The following is a 19,853-nucleotide window of genomic DNA, read 5'->3' as shown; positions in this document are numbered from 1 at the left end:
GCACCCGGCAGTCGCCGGACAGGACGGCGGCCCGGCCGGCATACCCGTCAGGCGTACCGGTACACGCGGCTGTGGTCGGCCAGCTGCCCCGGTGTGACGGTCCACGGCGGCATCGGCTCGTCCCGCGAGACGACCCGCCCGAACTGCGGGGTGCCGGGCAGCGGCGGCGTCGCCGGAAGGTAGCGCGCGTCCGGGTTGCGGCTCTGCCAGCGGGACCAGACGGCGTCGACGAAGGCGTGGTGCAGCCAGAACACCGGATCGTTGACCGACGCGGCGCCCAGCATCAGTCCGCCCACCCAGCGGTGCACCTTGTTGTGGTTGCGCAGCCGTGCGCTGCCCGTACCGGCCGTCCAGCCCTCCAGGCGGTTGCGGAACCCGCCGCGGCCGGTGGAGTCCCAGGGCGCCACGTCGTACGTCCGCTCCTGCGTCGCCCACGCCAGCTCGGAGCGGGTCGGCAGCTGCACGGGGTCCCTGGGGTGGCCGAAGTCCCGGGTGAGGAAGCGGTTCTCGGTGACGCCCACGGTGATCGGCCAGTCGCCCGTGCGGTACGCGAAGGGGCCGGTCGTCACCTGGTGGTCGCCGCGCCGCCCGTTGCCGCCCATGAAGTCCTCGCCCCACAGGGGCCCGACCGGGCCGCGGTCCCGCGTCCAGTCCCAGTACGGCACGGTCACCGTGCGGTCGACCTGCCGCAGGTCCCGCTCGAAGTCCAGCAGGTACTGCCGGTGCCAGGGCAGGAACGACGGCGCCATGTGGGCGGTCCGCAGCCCGGTCTCGCCGTCGGCGTTGTAGTACCTGACGTGGGTGCGGACGTACTCGTCGTACCGGCCGCTCCGCTTCAGCTCCAGCACGGCGGCGACGAACCGCCGCCGCTCCGCCTTCGTCAGGTCCCGCTGGTCCTTACGCGTGTACGCCACGTCGGCCCCCCTCCAGCTGTACGGCGGCCCCGTGGGCGCTCCGCACGGCCGATCCGTGCGCGAGGCCGTGCGCGGCCAGCACCGCACCGCCCAGCTCGTCCACGGCGGCCCGGGTCGCGGCGAGCGCCGTCGGATACGCCTCGTAGTGGTTGACCAGGCTCAGATAGCCGCCGTCGGCGCAGCGCATCAGGTGCAGCGGCCGCCCGTCCACCAGCACCTCGAAGCCACCGGTCGACGCGGCGACGGGCCGCCCTTCGATGCGGCGGCCCCGGTACGTCTCCGCGAACGCGCCCACCACGCGCGCGGGGCCGCCGTCCGCGCCCGGTCCGGCGGCGGTTCCGTGCGGGTCCCCGGCCGACGCGTGCGGCCCGCTCCCGGACGTGTGGGGGACCGGGCCCGGATCGGCTCCCCCTCCCGCGCGGGCACCGCCCGGCGCAACGCCGGGGGCGTCGTGCGGGGTGGCGGCCACGCGCGCGAGGGCCCCGCCGGTGAGGGCGGCCACGGCGGCCGTGAACAGGGCCCGCAGGGCGGTACGGCGGGGCAGGTGCCCGCGCGTGCGGGCGGCGGGCGGCGGCTTCGGTCTGCTGGCGGTCATGACGCGGACTCCCGTACGGGTCGTGCGGGCGGTGGACTTCCCTCCCCGTCGGCCCAACGACCCGGTCACCGAACCGTTCCGCCGCGGGAGCCCGGACTCGTGAGCGTCAAGGAGAAACGATCCGAACGGGTAACACCCGAACGGGTGGAAAACCACCGGGTCGCTCGCTTTGACACCCTAGGATCCGAGCCCATGACCTCTTCCACCGCCGTGTTCCCGGACAGCCGGCGTTCCCCGCTGGGCACGCTCACCGTCATCCCGTGGTGCAGCGAACCGACCGCCGACGACCCGGGCGACCCGCTGCTGATGGTGTACTCCCTCGGCGACGGCGCGGGCGGCCCGGAGGCCGGTCAGGCGGCGATGCGCGCCCAGCTGGAGCAGCTGGGCCTGTCGGTCGGCAAGCACCTCGTGGACCTCGGCAGCGACAGGCGGTTCTCCGCCTCACTGCTGGTGGAGGCCGAGCGGGCCGTCCTGACACTGCCGTTCATGCGCGCCCAGTGCCCGGTGCCGCCGGAGTGGCAGTACGCCGCGTACGCGAAGGGTCAGGCCTACCTGATCCTCGCGGTCCGCCCGTGGCCGCAGGCCGTTCCGGGGCGGGCGGTGCCGCCGGAGGAGCTGCGCGCCTTCGTCTCCGGCGAGGGGTTCCTGGAGGGCAGCGCGCACTGCCTGCTCCCCGTCCTGCGCGTGCGCACCTGACCGGAGAGGACCGGCGGATCGATGACGACGACCCGCGGCGCCCACACCCGGCCCGCTCCCGCACACGCCCGTCCCGCAGCGCCCGCCCATGCCCGCCCCGCCACGGCACCGCCGCCGGCGGGTGACGGGGACGCGGCGGGCACGGCGGGTGCGAGCCGCGCTTTCGCCTGGCTGCTGGTGGTGACCGGGGCGGCTGGGGTGCTCGCCTCCTGGGTCATCACCCTGGACAAGTTCCGGCTGCTGGAGGACCCGGACTTCCAGCCGGGCTGCAGTCTGAACCCGGTCGTGTCGTGCGGCAGCGTCATGCGGAGCGAGCAGGCGGGCGTGTTCGGCTTCCCGAACCCGATGCTCGGGCTCGTCACGTACGGCATGGTCGTGGCGATCGGCGCCGGTCTGCTGGCGGGTGCCCGGCACCGCCGCTGGTTCTGGCTCGGCCTGAACGCGGGCACGCTGTTCGGCGTGGCCTTCTGCACCTGGCTGATGGTCCAGTCCCTGTACCGGATCAACGCCCTGTGCCTGTGGTGCTGCCTCGCCTGGGCGGCGACGATCGTCATGTTCTGGCGGGTCACCGCCGAGAACGCGCGGCACGGCCGGCTGCCCGCCCCGGAGGGCGCGCGGCGGTTCCTGGGCGAGCTCCCGTGGGTCGCGCCCGTCCTGCACCTCGGGATCACCGGCATGCTCGTCCTGACCCGCTGGTGGGACTTCTGGACCGGCTGACCCACCCGTGCACGCGGCCTTCCGAGGGCGCCTCCCGCGGCCCCCTGTGGTTGTCCACAGGGGGCCGCGACGCTTACCCGCGGTTGTCCACAGGGCTCCCGCGATCACGCCCCATCGGCCACCATCCAGAGGACGGGACACCAGGACACCAAGGCTTCCGGACATCGGGACATCCGGACATCGGGACATCGGGCCCAGGGCGTCGGAGGGGCGGTGATCAGCGTGCCGCGGCACGGGGCGTGGAGGTGTCCGCGGCGAGGGTGACGGCGAGCGCGCCCAGGACGGCGCCCATGGCGTACCGCTGGGTCCGCAGCCAGGCGGGGTGGCGGGCGAGGAAGACGGCGATCGCGCCCGCGGCGACGACGATCGCGAGGTTGACGGCGACGCTCACCGCGACCTGCACGGCGCCGAGAAGGAGCCCCTGGGCGAGTACGTGCCCGTCCTCGACGTCGACGAACTGGGGGATGAGGGACAGGTACATGATGGCGATCTTGGGGTTGAGCAGGCTGGTCATCAGCCCCATCGTGAAGAGCCTGCGGCGCGAGTCCGGCGGCACGTCCTGCGGGGTGAAGACGGACACGCCGCCGGGGCGCAGGGCACACCAGGCGAGCCAGCCGAGGTACGCGGCCCCGGCGAGCTTCACGAGGAGGTAGAGCTCGGGGACGGCCACGAAGAGCACGGACAGGCCGAGGTTGGTGGCCACCAGGTAGACGAGGAATCCGACGGCGACACCGCCGAGCGAGACGACTCCGGCCCGGCGCCCCTGGGTGAGGGAGCGGGAGACGAGGTAGATCATGTTCGGCCCCGGGGTGAGCACCATGCCGAGCGCCACGACGAAGACCCCCAGCAGTGCGCTGCCGTCCACCACGATGCCTGCCCCCCTCGACGTGCACGCCTTCGGACGGGACGAGCATAGGGACCGACCACCACTCAGAGCAATGCAAACATTGCACTCGGTGCAATGTGGAGCGCGGAAGGGGAGTGTCCGGAGTGCAGGACCAGTACCGGAAGGTGGCCGACGCGGTCGCGGTGGACATCACAACGGGACGGCTCAGACCGGGCGACCGGCTGCCTCCGCTGCGGCGGTTCGCCCGCGACAGGGGCATCGCCGCGTCCACGGCGGCCCGCGTCTACCAGGAGCTGGCGCGGCGCGGGCTGACGGTCGGCGAGGTCGGGCGCGGTACGTTCGTCCGCGCGGCGACGACGCCCCCGGCCGGCCCCGCGCTGAGCGATCCGCCACCGCTGCGGATCAATCTGGAGCTGAACCACCCGGCGGTGCCCGGCCAGGCGGCCCTCCTCGCCGAGGCGCTCACCGGACTGCTGCGCACCGACGTGCTGGACGGCGCGCTGCGCCCGGTCGGCGCGACCGGCACCGCGGACGCCCGCGCGTCGGCCGCCCGGCTGCTGGCCCGCGCGGACTGGCGGCCCCGGCCCGACCAGGTGCTGTTCACGGGCAACGGCCGCCAGGCCATCTCGGCCGCCGTGGCCGCGCTGGTCCCGCCGGGCGGGCGGCTCGGCGCCGAGGAGCTGACGTACCCGGTGCTGACGTCACTCGCGGCCCGCCTCGGCGTCACCGTCGTCCCGCTGGCCATGGACGAGGAGGGCATACGGCCCGACGCCCTCGCCGCCGCCCACCGCTCGGCCCCGCTGCACGCCGTCTACCTGCAGCCGGTGCTGCACAACCCGCTGTCCCTCACCGTGCCGCCCGCCCGCCGAGCCGCCCTGGCCGGCACGCTGCGGGAGCTGGACGTGCCGGTCGTCGAGGACGCCGTCTGGGCGTTCCTCCACGACGACGTGCCGCCGCTCGCCGCGCTCCTGCCGGAGCGGACGGTCGTGGTGGACAGCCTCTCCAAGCGCCTCGCGCCCGGCCTGACCGCGGGCTTCGCCGTCGTACCGGACCGGCTGGCGCGGCCGGTGGAGGCGGCGATCCGCTCCGGCGGCTGGGTCCCGTCGGGCTTCGCCCTGGAGGCGGCGGCGCGCTGGGAGGCGTCGGGCGCGGCGGACGCGCTGGTGCGGGCGAAGCGCGCGGAGGTCGAGGCCCGGCACTCGCTGGCCCGCAGCCACCTGTCCGGGTTCGCCACGCGCACCGCCGCGCGTTCGTGCTTCTGCTGGTGGGACCTGCCCCCGGCCTGGCGGGCCGACCTGTTCGTGGCGGCGGCGGCCCGCCAGGGCATCGCCGTCACGCCCGCGTCGGCCTTCACCGCGGACCCCCACCGGGCGCCGAACGCCGTCCGGCTGGGCCTCGCCTCACCCGAGCGCGACGACCTCGCCCGCGCGCTGCGGGCCCTGGCGGACCTGGCGGCAGCTCCTCCGGACGGCGGCATACCGGCCTGACGCGGTCCCGGCCTCAGTCGGTGGGGACCCGCTCCGCCCCGATCCGCCGCATCCGCGCCACACCCCACTCGCCCAGTGCCTCCAGGGCCTTGTCGAGGGAGACGCCGTGCTCCGTCAGGGAGTACTCGACCTTCGGCGGCACCTGGCGGTACACCTCGCGGTGGACCAGCTCGTCCTCCTCCATCTCGCGCAGGTGCTGGACCAGCATCTTCTCGCTGACGCCGGGCAGCGCGCGCCGCAACTCGGCGAAGCGGCGCGGGCCGTGCTGCCGCAGCTCCCAGAGGATCAGCGACTTCCACTTGCCCGTGACGACGTCCATCGCCGCGTCGATGCCGCAGAAGTAGGGCCCCCGTCGCGCTGATCCGGCCATGCGCCCCTCCAGGTGTGCGAACGCCAGGGGCACTTACCTTCAGGTGAGTACCCCACTCTTTAGTCGGTACTGGTCAAGCCTATCGGCGAGGGCGAGGATCGAAAGGAAGGGCGAACCGACGAAGGGGTACCGGAGATGACGGAGAACGGCAGCATTCAGGCGAGCGTTCTGGGACTGGGCGCGATGGGCGGCGCCCTGGCGGAAGCCCTCGTGCGGGCGGGACACGGGACGACGGTCTGGAACCGCACACCGGGCTGGGCCGACGCGCTCGCGGCACACGGCGCGACGGAGGCCGCGAGCGCGCGGGACGCCGTCCGGGCCGGCCGTCTGGTGATCGTGTGCCTGCTGGACCACGCCTCCGTCCGCGAGGTGCTCGACCCGCTCGCCCTCGACCTGGCCGGGCGGGCCCTGGTCAACGTCACCACGACGACCCCCGAGCAGTCGCGGGAGCTGGCGGAATGGGCCGCGGCGGCCGGGGCCACCTACCTGGACGGCGGCATCTTGGCCGTACCGCACATGATCGGAAAGCCCGGCTCGTCGATCCTGTACAGCGGCTCCGGCGAGGTGTTCCGGGAGTACCGGACCGTGCTCGACCTGTGGGGCACGGGCACGTACTTCGGCGAGGACGCCGGGTTGGCGTCCCTGTACGACCTGGCCCTGCTCGCGAGCATGTACGTCATGTTCGCCGGGTTCCTGCACGGCGCCGCGATGGTGGCTCCGTCGGGGATGACAGCACGCGCTTTCGCCGGGATGGCGGCGCCGTGGCTGAGCGCCATGACCAGCGGTCTTGAGGGGTTCGCGGCGGTCGTCGACGGCGGGGACTACACCGTCGCGGGGCAGCAGAGCCTGGAGTTCTCGGACCTCGGCGACATCCTGGCGGCCAGCGCCGAGCAGGGTGTCGGCACCGAGGTGGTCGACGCGGTGCAGCAGCTGATCCGGCGCCAGATCGACGCGGGTCACGGGAAGGAGGGCTTCGCGCGGATCATCGAGAGCCTCCGCTGAGTCCGCCGCCCCATCCGGTGCCGCCGCCGGGCCTCCACCGGGCCGCCGCCGGGCCTCCACCGGGCCGCCGCGGGGCCGCCGCGGGGCCGCCGCGGGGCCGCCGCGGGGCCGCCGCGGGGTAACGTCCGCCGGATGACTCTCGCTCACGACGTATCAGGCACCGGCCCGGCCGTGGTGCTCCTCCACTCCACGGTGTGCGACCGCCGTATGTGGGACCCGCAGTGGCCGGTCCTGGCCGACGCCGGGTACCGCGTGGTGCGGTGCGACTTCCGGGGGCACGGCGACTCCCCGGCGGCGGACCGCCCGTACACCGACGCGGCCGACGTCGCGGACCTCCTGGACCATCTCGGCATCGAACGGGCCGCGCTGATCGGCTCCTCGTACGGCGGGCGGGTCGCCCTCGAGACGGCGGCGGCCCGCCCGGAGGCGGTCACCGCCCTGGCCCTGTTCTGCACCGCCCTGCCGGGCCACGAGCCGGGTCCGGAGTTGCGCGCCTTCGACGAGCGGGAGGACGCCCTCTTCGAGGCGGACGACCTGGACGGCGCCGTGGAGCTGAACGTGGCGACCTGGCTGGGCCCCGAGGCGGACGACGCGACGCGCGACCTGGTCCGCCGGATGCAGCGCCGGGCGTTCGAGCTCCAGTGGACGGCGGAGGACTTCGGCGCACCCCGTCCGCCGGCCGACCCCGCCCGCGTCACGGCCCCGTGCCTGGTGGTCTCGGGCGCCCACGACCTGCGCGACTTCCGCGACATCGCCGTGTCCCTCGCCGCCCGCCTCCCGGCTGCCGACCACGTGGAACTCCCCTGGGCGGGCCACCTCCCCACCGTGGAACGCCCCGCGGAGACCACCGCCCTCCTGACCGCCTTCCTCCAGCGGACGCTCCCCCGGAACTGAGCCCGCGGCGCCCCACTCCCCCGGCACCCGCCCGGCGTGATCCGGCACGGACACCGCAGAGACGGAAAACCCCAGATCGGACGAACCGATCTGGGGCTTTCCCACTGAGCCGCCATCGGGATTCGAACCCGGGACCCACGCACGACGGGACCGCGACCGACCATGCCGGGGGCTGCCGGCGCCGAGCCCGGCGAGCGGGACGATGCCGCCCCGGTCGGGCTTGGTGAACGAGTACGGGCTGCCGCTGCCCCCTGCTACACCGTCCCGCTCATTCCGCCCCCGCCCGTTCGCCCTCAATCCGCGCGGCAGGACATGTCCTTGCCGGGCATCTCGCCCTCTACGAGGTAGCGCGTGGTGGTGTTCAACGCGCAGGAGTTCTTGCCCAGGACGTAGACGCCGTGCCCGCTGTCGTCGACGCTGATCAGCCGGGCACGGTCGCCGAACTTCTCGCGCAGCATCTTCCCGCCCAGACGCGGGGTCGGCGCGTCCCGCCGGTTCTGCAGCAGCAGCACGTTGCGCGGGCCTTCGGCGTCGACCGCCACGGGCGGTTCGGCGGGGGCGTACGGCCAGAAGGCGCAGGGGGTGATGTTGGCGGTGGCGGCCCCGTACAGCGGGTAGCGTTCGCGGTCCTCGGCGACGCCCTGCCGGTAGGTGTTGACGTCCTCGGGCCACTCGACGTCGTTGCAGGTGACGGCGAGGAACACGGTCAGGGCGTTGTCGGTCGGCAACAGCCCGCCGTCCGCCGTTTCCGCGGGGGCGACCGTCAGACCGCGGGCCGCCGTCGCGTCGCCTTCGAGCAGCGTCTGCCAGGTCTGCGCCAGCTTGGGGTACAGCGTCTGCTTGAAGAGGTGGCCGAATGTCAGGAGCCGGAAGATGTTGCCGTCGATCCCTGCGACCGGAGCCTTGTCGAGCCTGCCGGCGATGGCGAGGTAGGACGCCCGTACCTGCCCAGGCGTGCGGCCCAAACCGTAGCTGTCGTGCCGGCGGGCGGCCCACTTCGCGAAGTCCGGCAGGGTCTGCTCCATGCCGAGTGCGTAGCGGCGCATGCCGTCGCGGTCGAGGTGGGTGTCTCCGATGTTGCTGTCGAGCACGATCCGGTCGGAACGCTCGGGAAACATCGACGCGTAGGCGGATCCGAGTGCCGTGCCGTAGGAATAGCCCAGGTAGCTGGTCTTCTCCTCGCCGAGCGCGGCCCGGATCCGGTCCAGGTCGCGGGCGGTGTTCGCGGTGGTGATGTGGCGCAGCCGGCCGTCGTCGTCGTTGTCCGCGCACTGCTTGGCTGCCTGCTCAGCGACTTTCGCCTGTGCGGTGACTGCGGCGTCGTCGACCGCATAGGGCGGGATGTTGGCGTAGTAGGGGCTGTCTGTGGTGAAGCCGCAGCTGACCGGCGTGGAATGACCGATCCCGCGGGTGTCCATGCCGATCAGGTCGTAGCGGTCGGTGACGCTGCTGGGCAGGCCCTGGGCCACCAGCAGCGCCGACAGCGCCAGCCCGGACCCGCCGGGACCGCCCGGGTTGAGCATGAGGATGCCGCGCCGCTTGTCCGGGTCGGTGGCGGCGAGCCGGGAGATGGTGAGGTCGATCTGCTCGCCCTCCGGTCGGGCGTAGTCCAGCGGCACGGGCACATGGGCGCAGTGCAGTACGGTCGGAGCGGCTTCTGCCACCACGTGGTCGGGGCACTGGCCCCACTTCACCTGAGGCGTACTCGTCTCCTCGGCGGTGGCGGGCACCGTGGTCAGTGACGCGCCCAGGCCGATGACCGCCAAGAGGGCCAGGCTTCGGCCGACACTGCTTCGTCGTTTCATGTCCAGTCTCCGCATAACGGTGCGTGGGGCGTGGTCGCGACCATCCCACTCCCTGCCCCTGGGGCACGGTCAACCGGCGGCGGCCCGGAACCGACCGGAGTTGACCGTGCCCCAGGGGCAGGGTTTTCAATGGCCTCCGGGCACGATCCCGGAGAGGGGGCTCCTGGTGGCGTGGAGTACCCGTCAGCTGGCGGAACTCGCGGGGACGACGCCGAAGGCCGTCCGGCACTACCACGAGATCGGCCTGCTGGACGAGCCGGAACGGGCGTCCAACGGCTACAAGCGATACGGCGTCAGCCATCTGGTGCGCCTGCTGCGTATCCGCAGGCTGACCGACCTCGGCGTGGCCCTCGCAGACGTCCCCGCGGTCGAGAGCGGTGATGAGAGGGCACGGCAGATCCTTCGGGACCTGGACGCCGAACTCGCGGCGGACATCGAACGCCGACGGCGGATGCGGCGGGACCTGGCGGCCGTCATCGACAACAGGGCCGCGCTCGACATGCCCCCGGACTTCAAGACGCTGGCCGACGACCTGCCCGAGACCCAGCGATCCCTGCTGATCGCCTACTCCAGCATCCTCACCCCCGAAGCGATGGCAGCGCTCCGAGAACAGCTCTCGGGGCCTCGCACGGACCTCGAAGCGGAATTCGCGGCGCTCGACGAGGACGCTCCCGACGACGTACGGCAGCGGCTGGCCGAGCAGATGGCACCCGAAGTCCGCCGGCAGCACCGGGATCACCCTGATCTGGCCGACCTCGGGCTGGCGTCGCACCGGGAGAGGGCTGTTGCGGAGTCGGTCGCCGTGCAAGCGTTGGCCGAGTTCTACAACCGCGCGCACCTCGACGTGCTGCGACGCGTCCACAGCATCCTCGTCGAGAACGACACCGCGGAAAGCGAGAGCGACGACGCCCCGCAGTGAAGGCAGCGCCGGGCAGGCGCACGCCGCATCCGTGTCGTCCGCGCAGCGTCGTACCGGCCGACAGGGACCAGGCACGTACGGCGGCGGACCGCGCCGACTACGGTTCGCCGATGTCCAGGCGGTAGCGGCTCAGGGCATCGCGGTCTGGCGAGCACGCTTCGGCAGGACGGCCGGAGGCGGCCTGACACAGCGTCCAGGCACGCTTGTCCACCGACTGTGCACCGGAGCACGCGACTACGCGGCGACCGAAGGGCTGAACTGCACCAGAACGGCAGGTCAGAGCCTTGCCGGAGCTCACAGGCGACAGCGAGACCACCCTGCGGCCTGCGCAGTGTGCCACGGGCCGTGCTTCCCATTCCCCGTGGCCGTGATGGGGAGCAGTCAGGCCCCTGGTTCCGGCGACTGGCCGTGTTCGAGGTAAGCGGTCAGGCCGTTTGTTCGGGCCTGGATTGCTGCTGCGATTCGGCGTGCGAGGCGGGGGGTGGTGAGCCCAGGCACTTGGTCAGGGTTGTGGAAGCCGTACGGAACACCGGAGGCATAACGTGCTCGTCGGCGTCTGCGACTTCCCTGGTAGCTACGCCTTTCCACCCGCCGGATACGGCGGGATCGAACGATGGCTGTGGGCGGTCGCCGTAGGCGCCCGTGCCGCAGGCGCCGACGTACACCTCCTCGGGCCGGGCTGGCTCACGGACCTGGAGCACGACTGGGTCCGCAAGCCGGTCCGCCTGGAGGACATCTCCACCGGATCGCTCGCCGAGCGCGAGCTGCGCGACACGGGTTACGACCTCCTGGTCGTCGGCCACGAGTACCCGTCGCTTCCCGCGTGGACGCGCACCTGGAACGAGCTGGACTGCGACGTCGCCACCTTCCAGCACTCGCCCGTCTTCCAGCACACCGCCACCGCCTTCGACGGCCAGCGTTCGCGGCTCTACTGCTACTCGCCCGAGATGATCGAACGGTACGCGGACCACCGGCCGATCCCTGAGCTCGCCGTCCATCTCGGCCTCGACGAGGAGGAGCCGCCGGCCACCGCGGGCACCGATCTCGTCTGGCTCGGCCGGATCGACGAGGAGAAGGCACCGCACATCGCCGTACGGGCGGCCCAGATCCTCGGACGCCGCATTCGGATCGTCGGCCCCGTCTTCGATGAGGCGTACGTGCGACGCCACGAACGGCTCTTCAGCGCCGACCACGTGAAGTGGATCGGCGAACTCGGCGGTCCCGCCAAGACCGCAGCCATCGCCGAAGCCTCGGTCTTCGTCTACACGTACGCCCGGCCGTACGTGGAAGCCGGTGCTGCGGTGTTCGGAGAATCCCTCCGCGCCGGGACCCCCATGGCCGCCCTGACCTGGCGCGAAGGAACCTGCGCCCACGCCGCCCTGTGCGACGAGACGGGCGCGGTCGCGGTCGTCGACCCCAGGGAGGAGGACGAGACCGCGGCACGAAGGCTCGCCGACGCGATCGAACAGGCGGAAAGTCTCGACCACCAGCGTGTCCAGGCGATCGGAATGCAGCGCTTCGACCCGGCGCGCCACTTCCAGGCGATGTCGGCCCGATCGTGCTGACCCGCGCCGCCGGCACCGTCGGAGACGACCTTGCCCAGCGGATACCCGGCGCATTAAACGCCGCGTTAGGCTCCCACTGGGAGTTCACCGCCGACGGCCCCCACATCGAGATTCTTCACCCGCACCGGGGCAGCCCCTACCAGCCGCCACGCAGATCACCCACATGGAGGGAGATCCTCGGCTCCCTGGAAGCCGGCTTCGCGCGGGACGGCGCCCCACGTGACGCCTGCCTCCCACTCCGGTGGGGCAGGGAGACCGAACTGACGATCTCCGCTATCCAGGCCCTGGACCCAGTCCTCAAGGACGGCCAACCCCGCACATATAGAAGCGGATTCATCCCGCAGCCGGTCGTCCGCTTCACCGGCCAACGGGACGCGGAAGGCCAGTTGATGGACGGCTTCCTGACCTCCTTCGTCAACGTCTCCCGAGTCCAACCCATAGGCGGCCTGGACGAGTACGGCGCCATCCTCGACGGCTGGCTGACCGTCCTCTCCCAACTCGGCTTCCACGCACGGCACCTGAGCGTCTGCGGAACGCTCGCCCCGTGGCGCCGACGGCAGGTCGAAGGCATCACACTGCGCTTCCGCCACCTGGACCTCACCCTCGGCGACATCGTCCTCCTGTGGAACACGGATCACCCGGACCGGATGGCCGTTGACCTCGGCACTGGGCTGGAACGCCTGGCCTGGGCGCGTACCAGGGCGAGCTGGCACCTCCTGATCTTTGGGCGCTTCGCACAGATGGCGCCACCACCGACGCTGGATGCCCTCCGTACCGCCACGCTCCTGCTCGGCCACGGGATCGCCCCAGCAGCTCGGGGTGCCGGCGGAATCACACGGCGCGTCATAGGCGCCATCGATCCCGAAGCCACCCGCCTCGGCGTCAGCGCCATGGTTCGAGCCGCCTACGACTACTGGTCGCTCTTCGGCGCCTTGCGTGCTCCATGGCCGGAGATCGCTCGCGTCATCGAGGGAGAGGGGGAGGCGACGCGCTCGGCCCTGGCGGCATAGCAGTTGTGTGCAGCGCTCGTTCTCGCCCCAAGCCTCGAAACGGCTGAAGCTGGTAGGTCGAGCCGTAGACACGCAGGTCGAACAACGAGCAACGGATGAGGTGCGGGGTTTTTCTGACCGAAAACCCATCACTCCTGGTGATCGACTTCTTACATGCTGTCGGTGGTGCGTGCTGTCATACGACTGGCGCAGGGATGCACTAACGGCCTTGGATAGAGGGGGAATTCCTTCATGGCGGTTCAACTTGCGGACCACGTTCGGGATGACGTCCCGGTGTGGGCGCGGACACGGTGGCATGTGGGATCAACCGCGGCAGGCGGTGCCACATGCAAGGCGCACCTGTCTACTTCCTCCACCTCGGCGCAGCTGGGCGAGACTCGATGAGCCGCCGCCCGGCGCGGCGAACTGCACGACGTCGACGGGTCAGCCGTCCCAAGAAATGGGCGCCGCCGAGGCCACTGCCAGGCTGGTCCCCCTCCAGCGCAAGGCCGAGCAGGAGGAGCAGGCTCGCAAGGCCGCCAAGAAAGCCAGGCGGGCCGAGAAGATGAAGGCCAAGGAAAGGGCGAAAGCCCAAGCCAAGGCAAAGGCCAAGAAGAAAAGTGGGCGAGGGAAGCCGTAGACGTAGGACTGGGTCCCGCTTCGCTGACACGGCAACGAAGCTGCCGAGTGCTCGCATCACCGCTGGTGTGCTGTGACCGGTTTGCGCGGTGCGTGGTTTCCAAGGACCGGTCCGGCCGACATGATGAGTTGCCGCGAAGGACTTAGTGATCCCCCTCCTCGTCGCAGTGATCGGGTTGGCTGCAACCGGGCTGGGCGCCATTGTTGGAGCACGAGCAGCCAGGTTCGGGGCAGAGAAGAACGCCGAGACTGTACGGCGACAGGTGCGGGACCAGAGCACCGTGGAGCATGGCCACTGGCTTAGGCAGCAGCGGCTCAGTACTTACGAGAGTTTCCTGGCGGCATGGGACGAGTGTCTGCACATTACCCAAGCGTCCGCAGATGTGCCTGACCCTGACTCGACATGCCTCGACGACCTCAGAGAAGCCGCAGGACGTATGGCGGAGCGGGCACGGCGTTTAGCCCTCTTGGGGCCGGAGGAAGTCACCCAAGCGGCTGAGAGCCTGACCGAGGCGATGCAGGAAGATGTCGAGGTCCCTATCCGGTTTATCAAGGCATCGCAAGCCGCAATAGCTGCGATCGACGGCCGCCCAGTTAAACAGAGGCGGTGGCCGTAGCGACAGAGGAGTACGTGCAGCACTCGGAACAGCTTGCGGAGCTCGTGAGTACCTATCGTGGCCAGGACCGAGACTTACGAGATCTTGACGGTCACCCTCTGTTGGCGGAGGGGATGAGGAGTATCGAGAAGTACCTACAGGTGTCCGGAGATGCGCGGGATGCGCTACTGGAGAACGTCGAGCGGCTCTCGGAAACAGTGCGGGAGGCCCAAGCAATGCTGGATGTACTGAAGCGCAGCAGAGAGGCTCGGGAGCTCAGCCGGGAGCGCTTCACCAGCAAGGCCCGGCAGGCACTCGACACGCCACCTATGCCGGAGTAGTGGTCCAGATCGGCAACGCTGCCATCTCAGCATCATCGGCAACGTTGGGTGTCCGTATCGCCGGCGATCTGTAGCCCTTCCTACTGGTCGGCACAACAGGCCTCGCGCAGCCGCGATGTGGGCCCTTCTGCCGTCAGGCGGCAGCGCCCCGTCCTGGGAGTATGGGGGCGGTCAGGCTGCCGTGCGGATGGAATCACCGTCTGGGACTTCTTCGCTCCGCTCACGCATCGCTCACGCACGCAAACCTGCGGCACTCCAGCCGCATGCCCTGCCAATGCGCCGGCAACAGAAAAGACCAGGTCAGATGGGCATCTGACCTGGTCTTCCTCTGAGCCGCCTTCGGGATTCGAACCCGAGACCTACGCATTACGAGTGCGTTGCTCTGGCCAACTGAGCTAAGGCGGCACCGCTCACTCCCCTGGGGGCGTGGCAGCGAGGACAAGTCTACACAGGTGAACGGGGTGCTCCGCACACCCGTCTGTCACACCGCTTCGGCCGGTCCGAGTGTGCTGGTCGGCCGGGTGTGGCGGGGTGGCTAGCCGGCGCGCAGGGCCATGGTCATGGCTTCCACGGCCAGCAGGGGTGCCACGTTCCGGTCGAGGGCCTCGCGGCAGGCGAGGATCGCCTCCATCCGCCGCAGGGTCGCCTCGGGCGTGCTGTCGCGGGCGACGCGGTCCAGGGCGTCCTGAACGTCCTCGTTGGCGAGGGCCGTGCGCGTGCCGAGCTGGAGGGCGAGGACGTCCCGGTAGAAGCCCGTGAGGTCGCGGAGGGCCAGATCCAGGCTGTCGCGCTGCGTGCGGGTCCTGCGGCGCTTCTGCTTGTCCTCCAGGTCCTTCATCACGCCCGCCGTGCCCCGCGGCATGCGACCGCCCTGGGCCGCTCCGAGCGCGGCCTTCAGCTCCTCGGTCTCCTTGACGTCCGTCTCCTCGGCGAGCTGCTTGGCGTCCTCCCCCGCGGCATCGATCAGCTCCTGGGCGGCCTTGAGGCAGCCGCCGACGTCCTGCACGCGCAGGGGAAGCTTGAGGACGGCGGCGCGGCGGGCTCGGGCGCCCTCGTCGGTGGCGAGCCGGCGGGCCCGGTCGATGTGGCCCTGGGTGGCACGGGCGGCGGCCGCCGCCGTCTGCGGGTCGATGCCGTCCCGCCGCACCAGGACCTCGGCGACGGCCTCCACCGGGGGCGTCCGCAGGGTGAGGTGCCGGCAGCGGGAGCGGATGGTGGGCAGCACGTCCTCCACGGAAGGCGCGCACAGCAGCCAGACCGTACGGGACGCGGGCTCCTCGACGGCCTTCAGCAGGACGTTCCCCGCGCCTTCGGTGAGGCGGTCGGCGTCCTCCAGGACGATGACCTGCCAGCGGCCCCCCGCCGGGGAGAGCTGGGCGCGCCGGACCAGCTCGCGGGTCTCCTTGACACCGATGGACAGCAGGTCCGTGCGGATGACCTCCACGTCGGCGTGGGTGCCGATCAGCGCCGTGTGGCAGCCGTCGCAGAAGCCGCAGCCCGGCTCGCCACCGAGCGCGCGGTCGGGGCTGACGCACTGGAGGGCGGCGGCGAAGCAGCGCGCGGCGGTGTCCCGGCCCGCGCCGGGCGGGCCGGTGAACAGCCAGGCGTGCGTCATCTTCGACTTCGCCGCGTCGGGCGGGGAGACGCCCTGCGCCTCGGCCGTGACGAGGGCGTCGGCGTCCCGCGCGGCGGCGGCGAGCTGCGCCTGCACGCGGTCCTGGCCCACCAGGTCATCCCAAACGGGCACGGGTCACCACCTTCTCCTCACGCCGCGGCCTCTCCACCGGCGACACCCATTGTGGCGGAGCGCTCTGACAATCCACGCCGCGTGAGACGGCGGGAGGGTGAGGGGGCGCCTGTGGTGCGGCGTCGGGCCGTGCCGGGGCCGCGGCGCGGGGTGCCCGCGGTGAGCACCCCGCGCCGCTCGCGGACTCAGCTCCGGCCGCGCCCGCCGCCCGTACCGCCGTTCTCGTCGTCGTGACCGCCGAGCAGCTCGTCGGCGAGCGACGGCAGGTCGTCGAGCGGGGTCTCCTCCGCCCAGTCGGAGCGGCCCCGGTGCGGCCGGCCCTCCTCGTCGACCTGCGGCAGCTCGCGCGTCCGCTCGTTCGCGCCGGGCGGCTCCGCAGCGGGGGCGGGCCGCACCTCGTCGCGGAAGAAGCCCGGCGGCACGCGGTCGTCGGGGCGCTCGTCCCGTACGGGCGGCAGGACCGCCGTCTCGGCGGCGTCGGGAGCCATGTCGTCCTTGCGCATGTTGATGCGCTGGGTCTCCTCCTCCGGCCGTACGGCGGGCGGCTCGTCCTTGCGCAGGTCGATGCGCCGCGTCTCGTCGTCGCCGGAGGCGGCCCCCGGCACACGGGACGCGCCGGACGCGTCGGACACGTCGGGGGCGTCGTCCTTGCGCAGGTCGATGCGGGCCTGCGGCAGAGGCTGTGTGATCTCGTCGGGCCGTACGACCGGGGTCGGCACCGTCACGTCGTGCGGCGACACCGCCGGCCGGGCCGCCGCCGCGGCAGCGGCGGCAGCCGCCGCCGCCTCCGCCTCGGCCGCCGCTTGGCGGCGGGCCTCCTCCGCGCGCAGCAGGGCCTCCTCGGCCTTGCGCTGCTTCTCGCGGCGCCGCTCCTCGGCCTCGGCGCGGAGCCTGGCCTCCTCCTCGGCGCGCTTGCGCAGCCGCTCCTGCTCCTCGCGGCGGGCCTTCTCCTCCGCCTCGCGGCGGCGCCGCTCCTCCTCGGCGAGCCGACGCGCCTCCGCCGCGCGCTGGCGGGCCTCCTCGGCCTGGCGCTCGGCCTCGCGGCGCCGGGCCTCCTCCTCCTCGCGGCGCTTGCGCTCCTCCTCCTCGGCACGCAGCCGGGCCAGCTGCTCCTCGCGCTCGCGCTCCAGCCGCTCCGCCTCGGCCTTCCGCCTGGCCTCCTCCTCCGCCCTGCGGCGGGCCTCCTCCTCGGCGGCCTTCCGCGCCTCCTCCAGGGCCTTCACCTCGGCGTCGGACAGCGGGAGCACCTGGTCGAGGCGGTGCCGTACGACGGTGGTGACGGCCTCCGGCTCCTGGCCGGCGTCCACGACGAGGTAGCGGGCGGGGTCGGCCGCCGCGAGGGCGAGGAAACCGGAGCGCACGCGCGCGTGGAACTCGGCGGGCTCCGACTCCAGCCGGTCGGGCGCCTCCGTGAACCGCTCGCGCGCCGCCTCCGGCGACACGTCCAGCAGCACCGTCAGATGGGGGACGAGCCCGCCGGTCGCCCAGCGGGAGATGCGGGCGATCTCGGTCGGGGACAGGTCGCGGCCGGCGCCCTGGTAGGCGACGGACGAGTCGATGTACCGGTCGGAGATGACGACGGCGCCCCGCTCCAGGGCCGGGCGGACCAGCGAGTCGACGTGCTCGGCGCGGTCGGCTGCGTACAGCAGCGCCTCCGCGCGGTGGGAGAGCCCGGCGGACGACACGTCGAGCAGGATCGAGCGGAGCCGCTTGCCGATGGGCGTGGCCCCCGGCTCGCGCGTGACGACCACCTCGTGGCCCTTCCCGCGGATCCACTCGGCCAGCGCCGCGACCTGCGTCGACTTGCCGGCGCCGTCGCCGCCCTCGATGGCGATGAAGAAACCGGTCGGCGCCGGGGCCTGCGCCGGGTCGGCGCCGCGCAGCGCGTCCCGCAGGTCGCGGCGGAGCGGGACGCCCGACCGGTCGTCGGTCCTGGCGAGGACCAGGGCGGCGACCGGCAGGAGCAGCGCGCCCACCAGCATCAGCGCGAAAGCGGCGCCGCCGTGCGCGAGGACCGTGTCCCCGGCGGCGAGGCGGCGCGACCCGATCGCGGCGGCGAACAGCGGCGCGGTGACGGCGCCGAGCCCTATGGCGACGCGCACGACGGCCTGCAGGTGCTCGGTCAGCCGGGGCCGGCGGAACTCCTCGGTCTCCTGGTCGATCAGTGTGTGGCCGACGTTCGCGGCGACGCCGGCGGACAGTCCGGCGGCGAGCGCCAGGAAGAGGACGGTCGCCGTGTCGGGCACGAGGCCGGTCAGGAGCAGCAGCACCCCGGTGACGGCGGTCGCCAGGGCGAGGAGCCTGCGCCGGGACAGCGCGGGCAGCACGGCCCGCCCGGCGCGGATGCCCAGCCCGGTGCCGCCGGTCAGGGCGAGGACCAGCAGGGCGTACGTGACGGGCCCGCCGCCCAGCTCGGCGGCGTGCAGCACGGAGACGGCCGCGGCGGCGGCGACCGCACCGGCGACGGCGGCGCAGGCGAGGACGAGCAGCGGTATGGCGCCCGTACGGCCCTTCTCCGGCCCCGTGCCGGTGGACGGGCGGCGCAGCCCCTCCAGCGGAGACCGGGGGCGCGGGGTCTGCGTGCCGGGGAGGCGCAGGAAGTACAGGAGCGCCAGCGATCCGCCGAACAGGCCGGCCGCGGCGTACGAGCCGAGCGCCGCCTGGTGGGTGCCGAACCAGTCGACTCCGAGCGCCAGCAGCCTGGAGGCCAGGGCGGTGACGAGCAGTACGGCGGCGGCCGCCGGGATGGCGGCGAACGCGGTGCGGAGCGACAGGCGGCGCAGCGCGCCCAGGTGGTCGGGGAGCGGCCGTACGGCGGCGCCCTCCAGCGGCGGGGCGGGCAGCAGGGCCGGGGCGGCGCTCTCCTTGGTGATCGTCCAGAACCGCTCGGCGGCGCCCGCCAGGAAGGCGGTGATCAGGAGCAGCAGGACGGCGTGCGGGGGCGTCCACACGATCCACAGCGGGGCCACGACCAGGAGCGCGACCCGTACGCCATCGGCCGCGATCATGGTCCATCGGCGGTCGAGGGGGCCGCTGGAGGCGACCAGGCCGCTCATCGGGCCGAGCAGGACGGCACCCAGCAGCAGGGTGGACAGGGCGCGGGCGCCCAGGACGGCGGCGACCGCGAAGGCCGCACCGCGCACACCGCCGCCGAACGTCTCCGCCGTGACGGCGGCGCGCACGGTGAGGAGGATCAGCACGAGCAGGGCGAGCGCGTCGGCGGTGCCGCCGATGAGCGAGGCGCTCCACAGCCGTCGGAGCCGGGGGTTGCGCAGCAGCGCCCGTACCGCGCGCTCGCGGGAGTCCGCGGCGAGTGCGGCGTCGGAGACTTCGGGGTCTGAGGTGGGGCCCAGGGCCGTTGGCTGCTCGGCTCGCGTCATCCCCTCAGCCTATCCGCCCCCGGTGACACTCATACGCCCCGACCGAACGCGCGAACGCATGCCGCACGACCTCGCCGGGAGGGCGGCACGGGGACGGGCCGCCCGGACTCACGGCACCGGCGCGCTCCAGACGGGTGACAGCCGTCACAGGGGCCGGTACCGGGTCCGGGCGTGTCCCTCGAACGGCGTACCGGCCACCGCAGGCCGCGGCCCCGGGAGCGCCCGGCGGCGGCGGGACCTCAGCTGTGCCGCGCATCGCGGACCACCCGGCCCCTCGGCACCGGGCCCCTCGGCACCGGGCCCCTCGGCACCGGGCCTCTCGGCACCGGGCAGCACCTGCCGGAGAGCCG

General features: G+C 72.8%; 17 protein-coding genes and 1 tRNA gene. 10 read left to right on the top strand and 8 right to left on the bottom strand.

Annotation, left to right across the window (positions count from 1 at the left end; genetic code table 11):
* Positions 1-47: 47 nt before the first annotated feature.
* Both CP974_RS16550 and CP974_RS16545 read right to left on the bottom strand, forming a co-directional pair.
* A complete protein-coding gene (locus tag CP974_RS16550) occupies positions 48-914 on the bottom strand; it encodes a tyrosinase family protein (protein WP_031128126.1) in 867 nt (288 codons plus the stop codon).
* Positions 898-1,509: a tyrosinase family oxidase copper chaperone gene (locus tag CP974_RS16545; RefSeq protein ID WP_051838843.1), complete on the bottom strand. Its 612-nt coding sequence runs from the start codon at positions 1,507-1,509 to the stop codon at positions 898-900. Before CP974_RS16545 ends, CP974_RS16550 begins: the two co-directional genes overlap by 17 nt.
* Before the next feature lie 192 nt (positions 1,510-1,701).
* Here CP974_RS16545 and CP974_RS16540 point away from each other — a divergent pair, with 192 nt between their 5' ends.
* On the top strand, positions 1,702-2,205 hold the full coding sequence (locus CP974_RS16540; protein WP_031128128.1) for a DUF5949 family protein: 504 nt from the start codon (positions 1,702-1,704) through the stop codon (positions 2,203-2,205).
* A gap of 21 nt (positions 2,206-2,226) precedes the next feature.
* Positions 2,227-2,922, top strand: a complete 696-nt coding sequence (locus tag CP974_RS16535) for a vitamin K epoxide reductase family protein (RefSeq protein WP_078915278.1) — start codon at positions 2,227-2,229, stop codon at positions 2,920-2,922.
* Between the two features lie 217 nt (positions 2,923-3,139).
* Here CP974_RS16535 and CP974_RS16530 read toward each other — a convergent pair whose 3' ends face one another.
* A complete protein-coding gene (locus CP974_RS16530) occupies positions 3,140-3,742 on the bottom strand; it encodes a LysE family translocator (protein ID WP_373276715.1) in 603 nt (200 codons plus the stop codon).
* A 161-nt stretch (positions 3,743-3,903) separates the two neighbouring features.
* On the opposite strand from CP974_RS16530, the gene CP974_RS16525 reads away from it, so the two are divergent.
* A complete protein-coding gene (locus CP974_RS16525) occupies positions 3,904-5,256 on the top strand; it encodes an aminotransferase-like domain-containing protein (RefSeq protein WP_085921637.1) in 1,353 nt (450 codons plus the stop codon).
* A 13-nt stretch (positions 5,257-5,269) separates the two neighbouring features.
* Here the strand turns inward: CP974_RS16525 and CP974_RS16520 are convergent, their stop codons facing one another.
* A complete protein-coding gene (locus tag CP974_RS16520) occupies positions 5,270-5,626 on the bottom strand; it encodes a winged helix-turn-helix transcriptional regulator (RefSeq protein WP_031128132.1) in 357 nt (118 codons plus the stop codon).
* 135 nt (positions 5,627-5,761) lie between these two features.
* Here CP974_RS16520 and CP974_RS16515 point away from each other — a divergent pair, with 135 nt between their 5' ends.
* Together CP974_RS16515 and CP974_RS16510 are read left to right on the top strand one after the other, a co-directional pair.
* Positions 5,762-6,628, top strand: a complete 867-nt coding sequence (locus CP974_RS16515) for an NAD(P)-dependent oxidoreductase (RefSeq protein WP_031128133.1) — start codon at positions 5,762-5,764, stop codon at positions 6,626-6,628.
* A gap of 132 nt (positions 6,629-6,760) precedes the next feature.
* The gene (locus tag CP974_RS16510) at positions 6,761-7,522 is read left to right on the top strand and encodes an alpha/beta fold hydrolase (RefSeq protein WP_031128134.1); all 762 of its coding nucleotides are present in this window, start codon (positions 6,761-6,763) and stop codon (positions 7,520-7,522) included.
* A 293-nt stretch (positions 7,523-7,815) separates the two neighbouring features.
* Here CP974_RS16510 and CP974_RS16505 read toward each other — a convergent pair whose 3' ends face one another.
* Positions 7,816-9,327, bottom strand: a complete 1,512-nt coding sequence (locus CP974_RS16505; protein ID WP_031128135.1) for an alpha/beta hydrolase — start codon at positions 9,325-9,327, stop codon at positions 7,816-7,818.
* 166 nt (positions 9,328-9,493) lie between these two features.
* On the opposite strand from CP974_RS16505, the gene CP974_RS16500 reads away from it, so the two are divergent.
* The 5 genes from CP974_RS16500 (at position 9,494) to CP974_RS16475 (ending at position 14,376) form a co-directional block, all read left to right on the top strand.
* Positions 9,494-10,246 (top strand): helix-turn-helix domain-containing protein, encoded by a 753-nt coding sequence (locus CP974_RS16500; protein WP_031128136.1) that lies wholly within the window; start codon positions 9,494-9,496, stop codon positions 10,244-10,246.
* Positions 10,247-10,788: 542 nt separating this feature from the next.
* Positions 10,789-11,811: a glycosyltransferase gene (locus CP974_RS16490; RefSeq protein WP_031128137.1), complete on the top strand. Its 1,023-nt coding sequence runs from the start codon at positions 10,789-10,791 to the stop codon at positions 11,809-11,811.
* Positions 11,805-12,821: a hypothetical protein gene (locus tag CP974_RS16485; RefSeq protein WP_031128138.1), complete on the top strand. Its 1,017-nt coding sequence runs from the start codon at positions 11,805-11,807 to the stop codon at positions 12,819-12,821. The genes CP974_RS16490 and CP974_RS16485 overlap by 7 nt, the downstream gene beginning before the upstream one ends.
* Before the next feature lie 439 nt (positions 12,822-13,260).
* Positions 13,261-13,440 carry a hypothetical protein gene (locus CP974_RS16480; protein WP_176605649.1) on the top strand — a complete coding sequence of 60 codons (180 nt, stop codon included), beginning with the start codon at positions 13,261-13,263 and terminating at the stop codon, positions 13,438-13,440.
* Between the two features lie 606 nt (positions 13,441-14,046).
* On the top strand, positions 14,047-14,376 hold the full coding sequence (locus CP974_RS16475; RefSeq protein WP_140160903.1) for a hypothetical protein: 330 nt from the start codon (positions 14,047-14,049) through the stop codon (positions 14,374-14,376).
* A gap of 331 nt (positions 14,377-14,707) precedes the next feature.
* Here CP974_RS16475 and CP974_RS16470 read toward each other — a convergent pair.
* The 3 genes from CP974_RS16470 to tmk all read right to left on the bottom strand — a co-directional run bounded on the left by CP974_RS16470 (position 14,708) and on the right by tmk (position 19,503).
* A tRNA-Thr gene (locus tag CP974_RS16470) sits at positions 14,708-14,781 on the bottom strand.
* Positions 14,782-14,911: 130 nt separating this feature from the next.
* Complete coding sequence (locus tag CP974_RS16465) at positions 14,912-16,123, bottom strand: DNA polymerase III subunit delta' (protein ID WP_031128140.1); 1,212 nt, start codon at positions 16,121-16,123, stop codon at positions 14,912-14,914.
* A gap of 185 nt (positions 16,124-16,308) precedes the next feature.
* Complete coding sequence (tmk, locus tag CP974_RS16460; protein ID WP_031128142.1) at positions 16,309-19,503, bottom strand: dTMP kinase; 3,195 nt, start codon at positions 19,501-19,503, stop codon at positions 16,309-16,311.
* Between the last annotated feature and the right edge of the window lie 350 nt (positions 19,504-19,853).

Origin of the sequence: Streptomyces fradiae ATCC 10745 = DSM 40063, from assembly GCF_008704425.1 — a bacterium.
Taxonomy (GTDB): domain Bacteria; phylum Actinomycetota; class Actinomycetes; order Streptomycetales; family Streptomycetaceae; genus Streptomyces; species Streptomyces fradiae.
The sequence above is the reverse complement of the archived record's forward strand: the minus strand, read 5'-3'. Positions and strand labels throughout refer to the sequence as shown.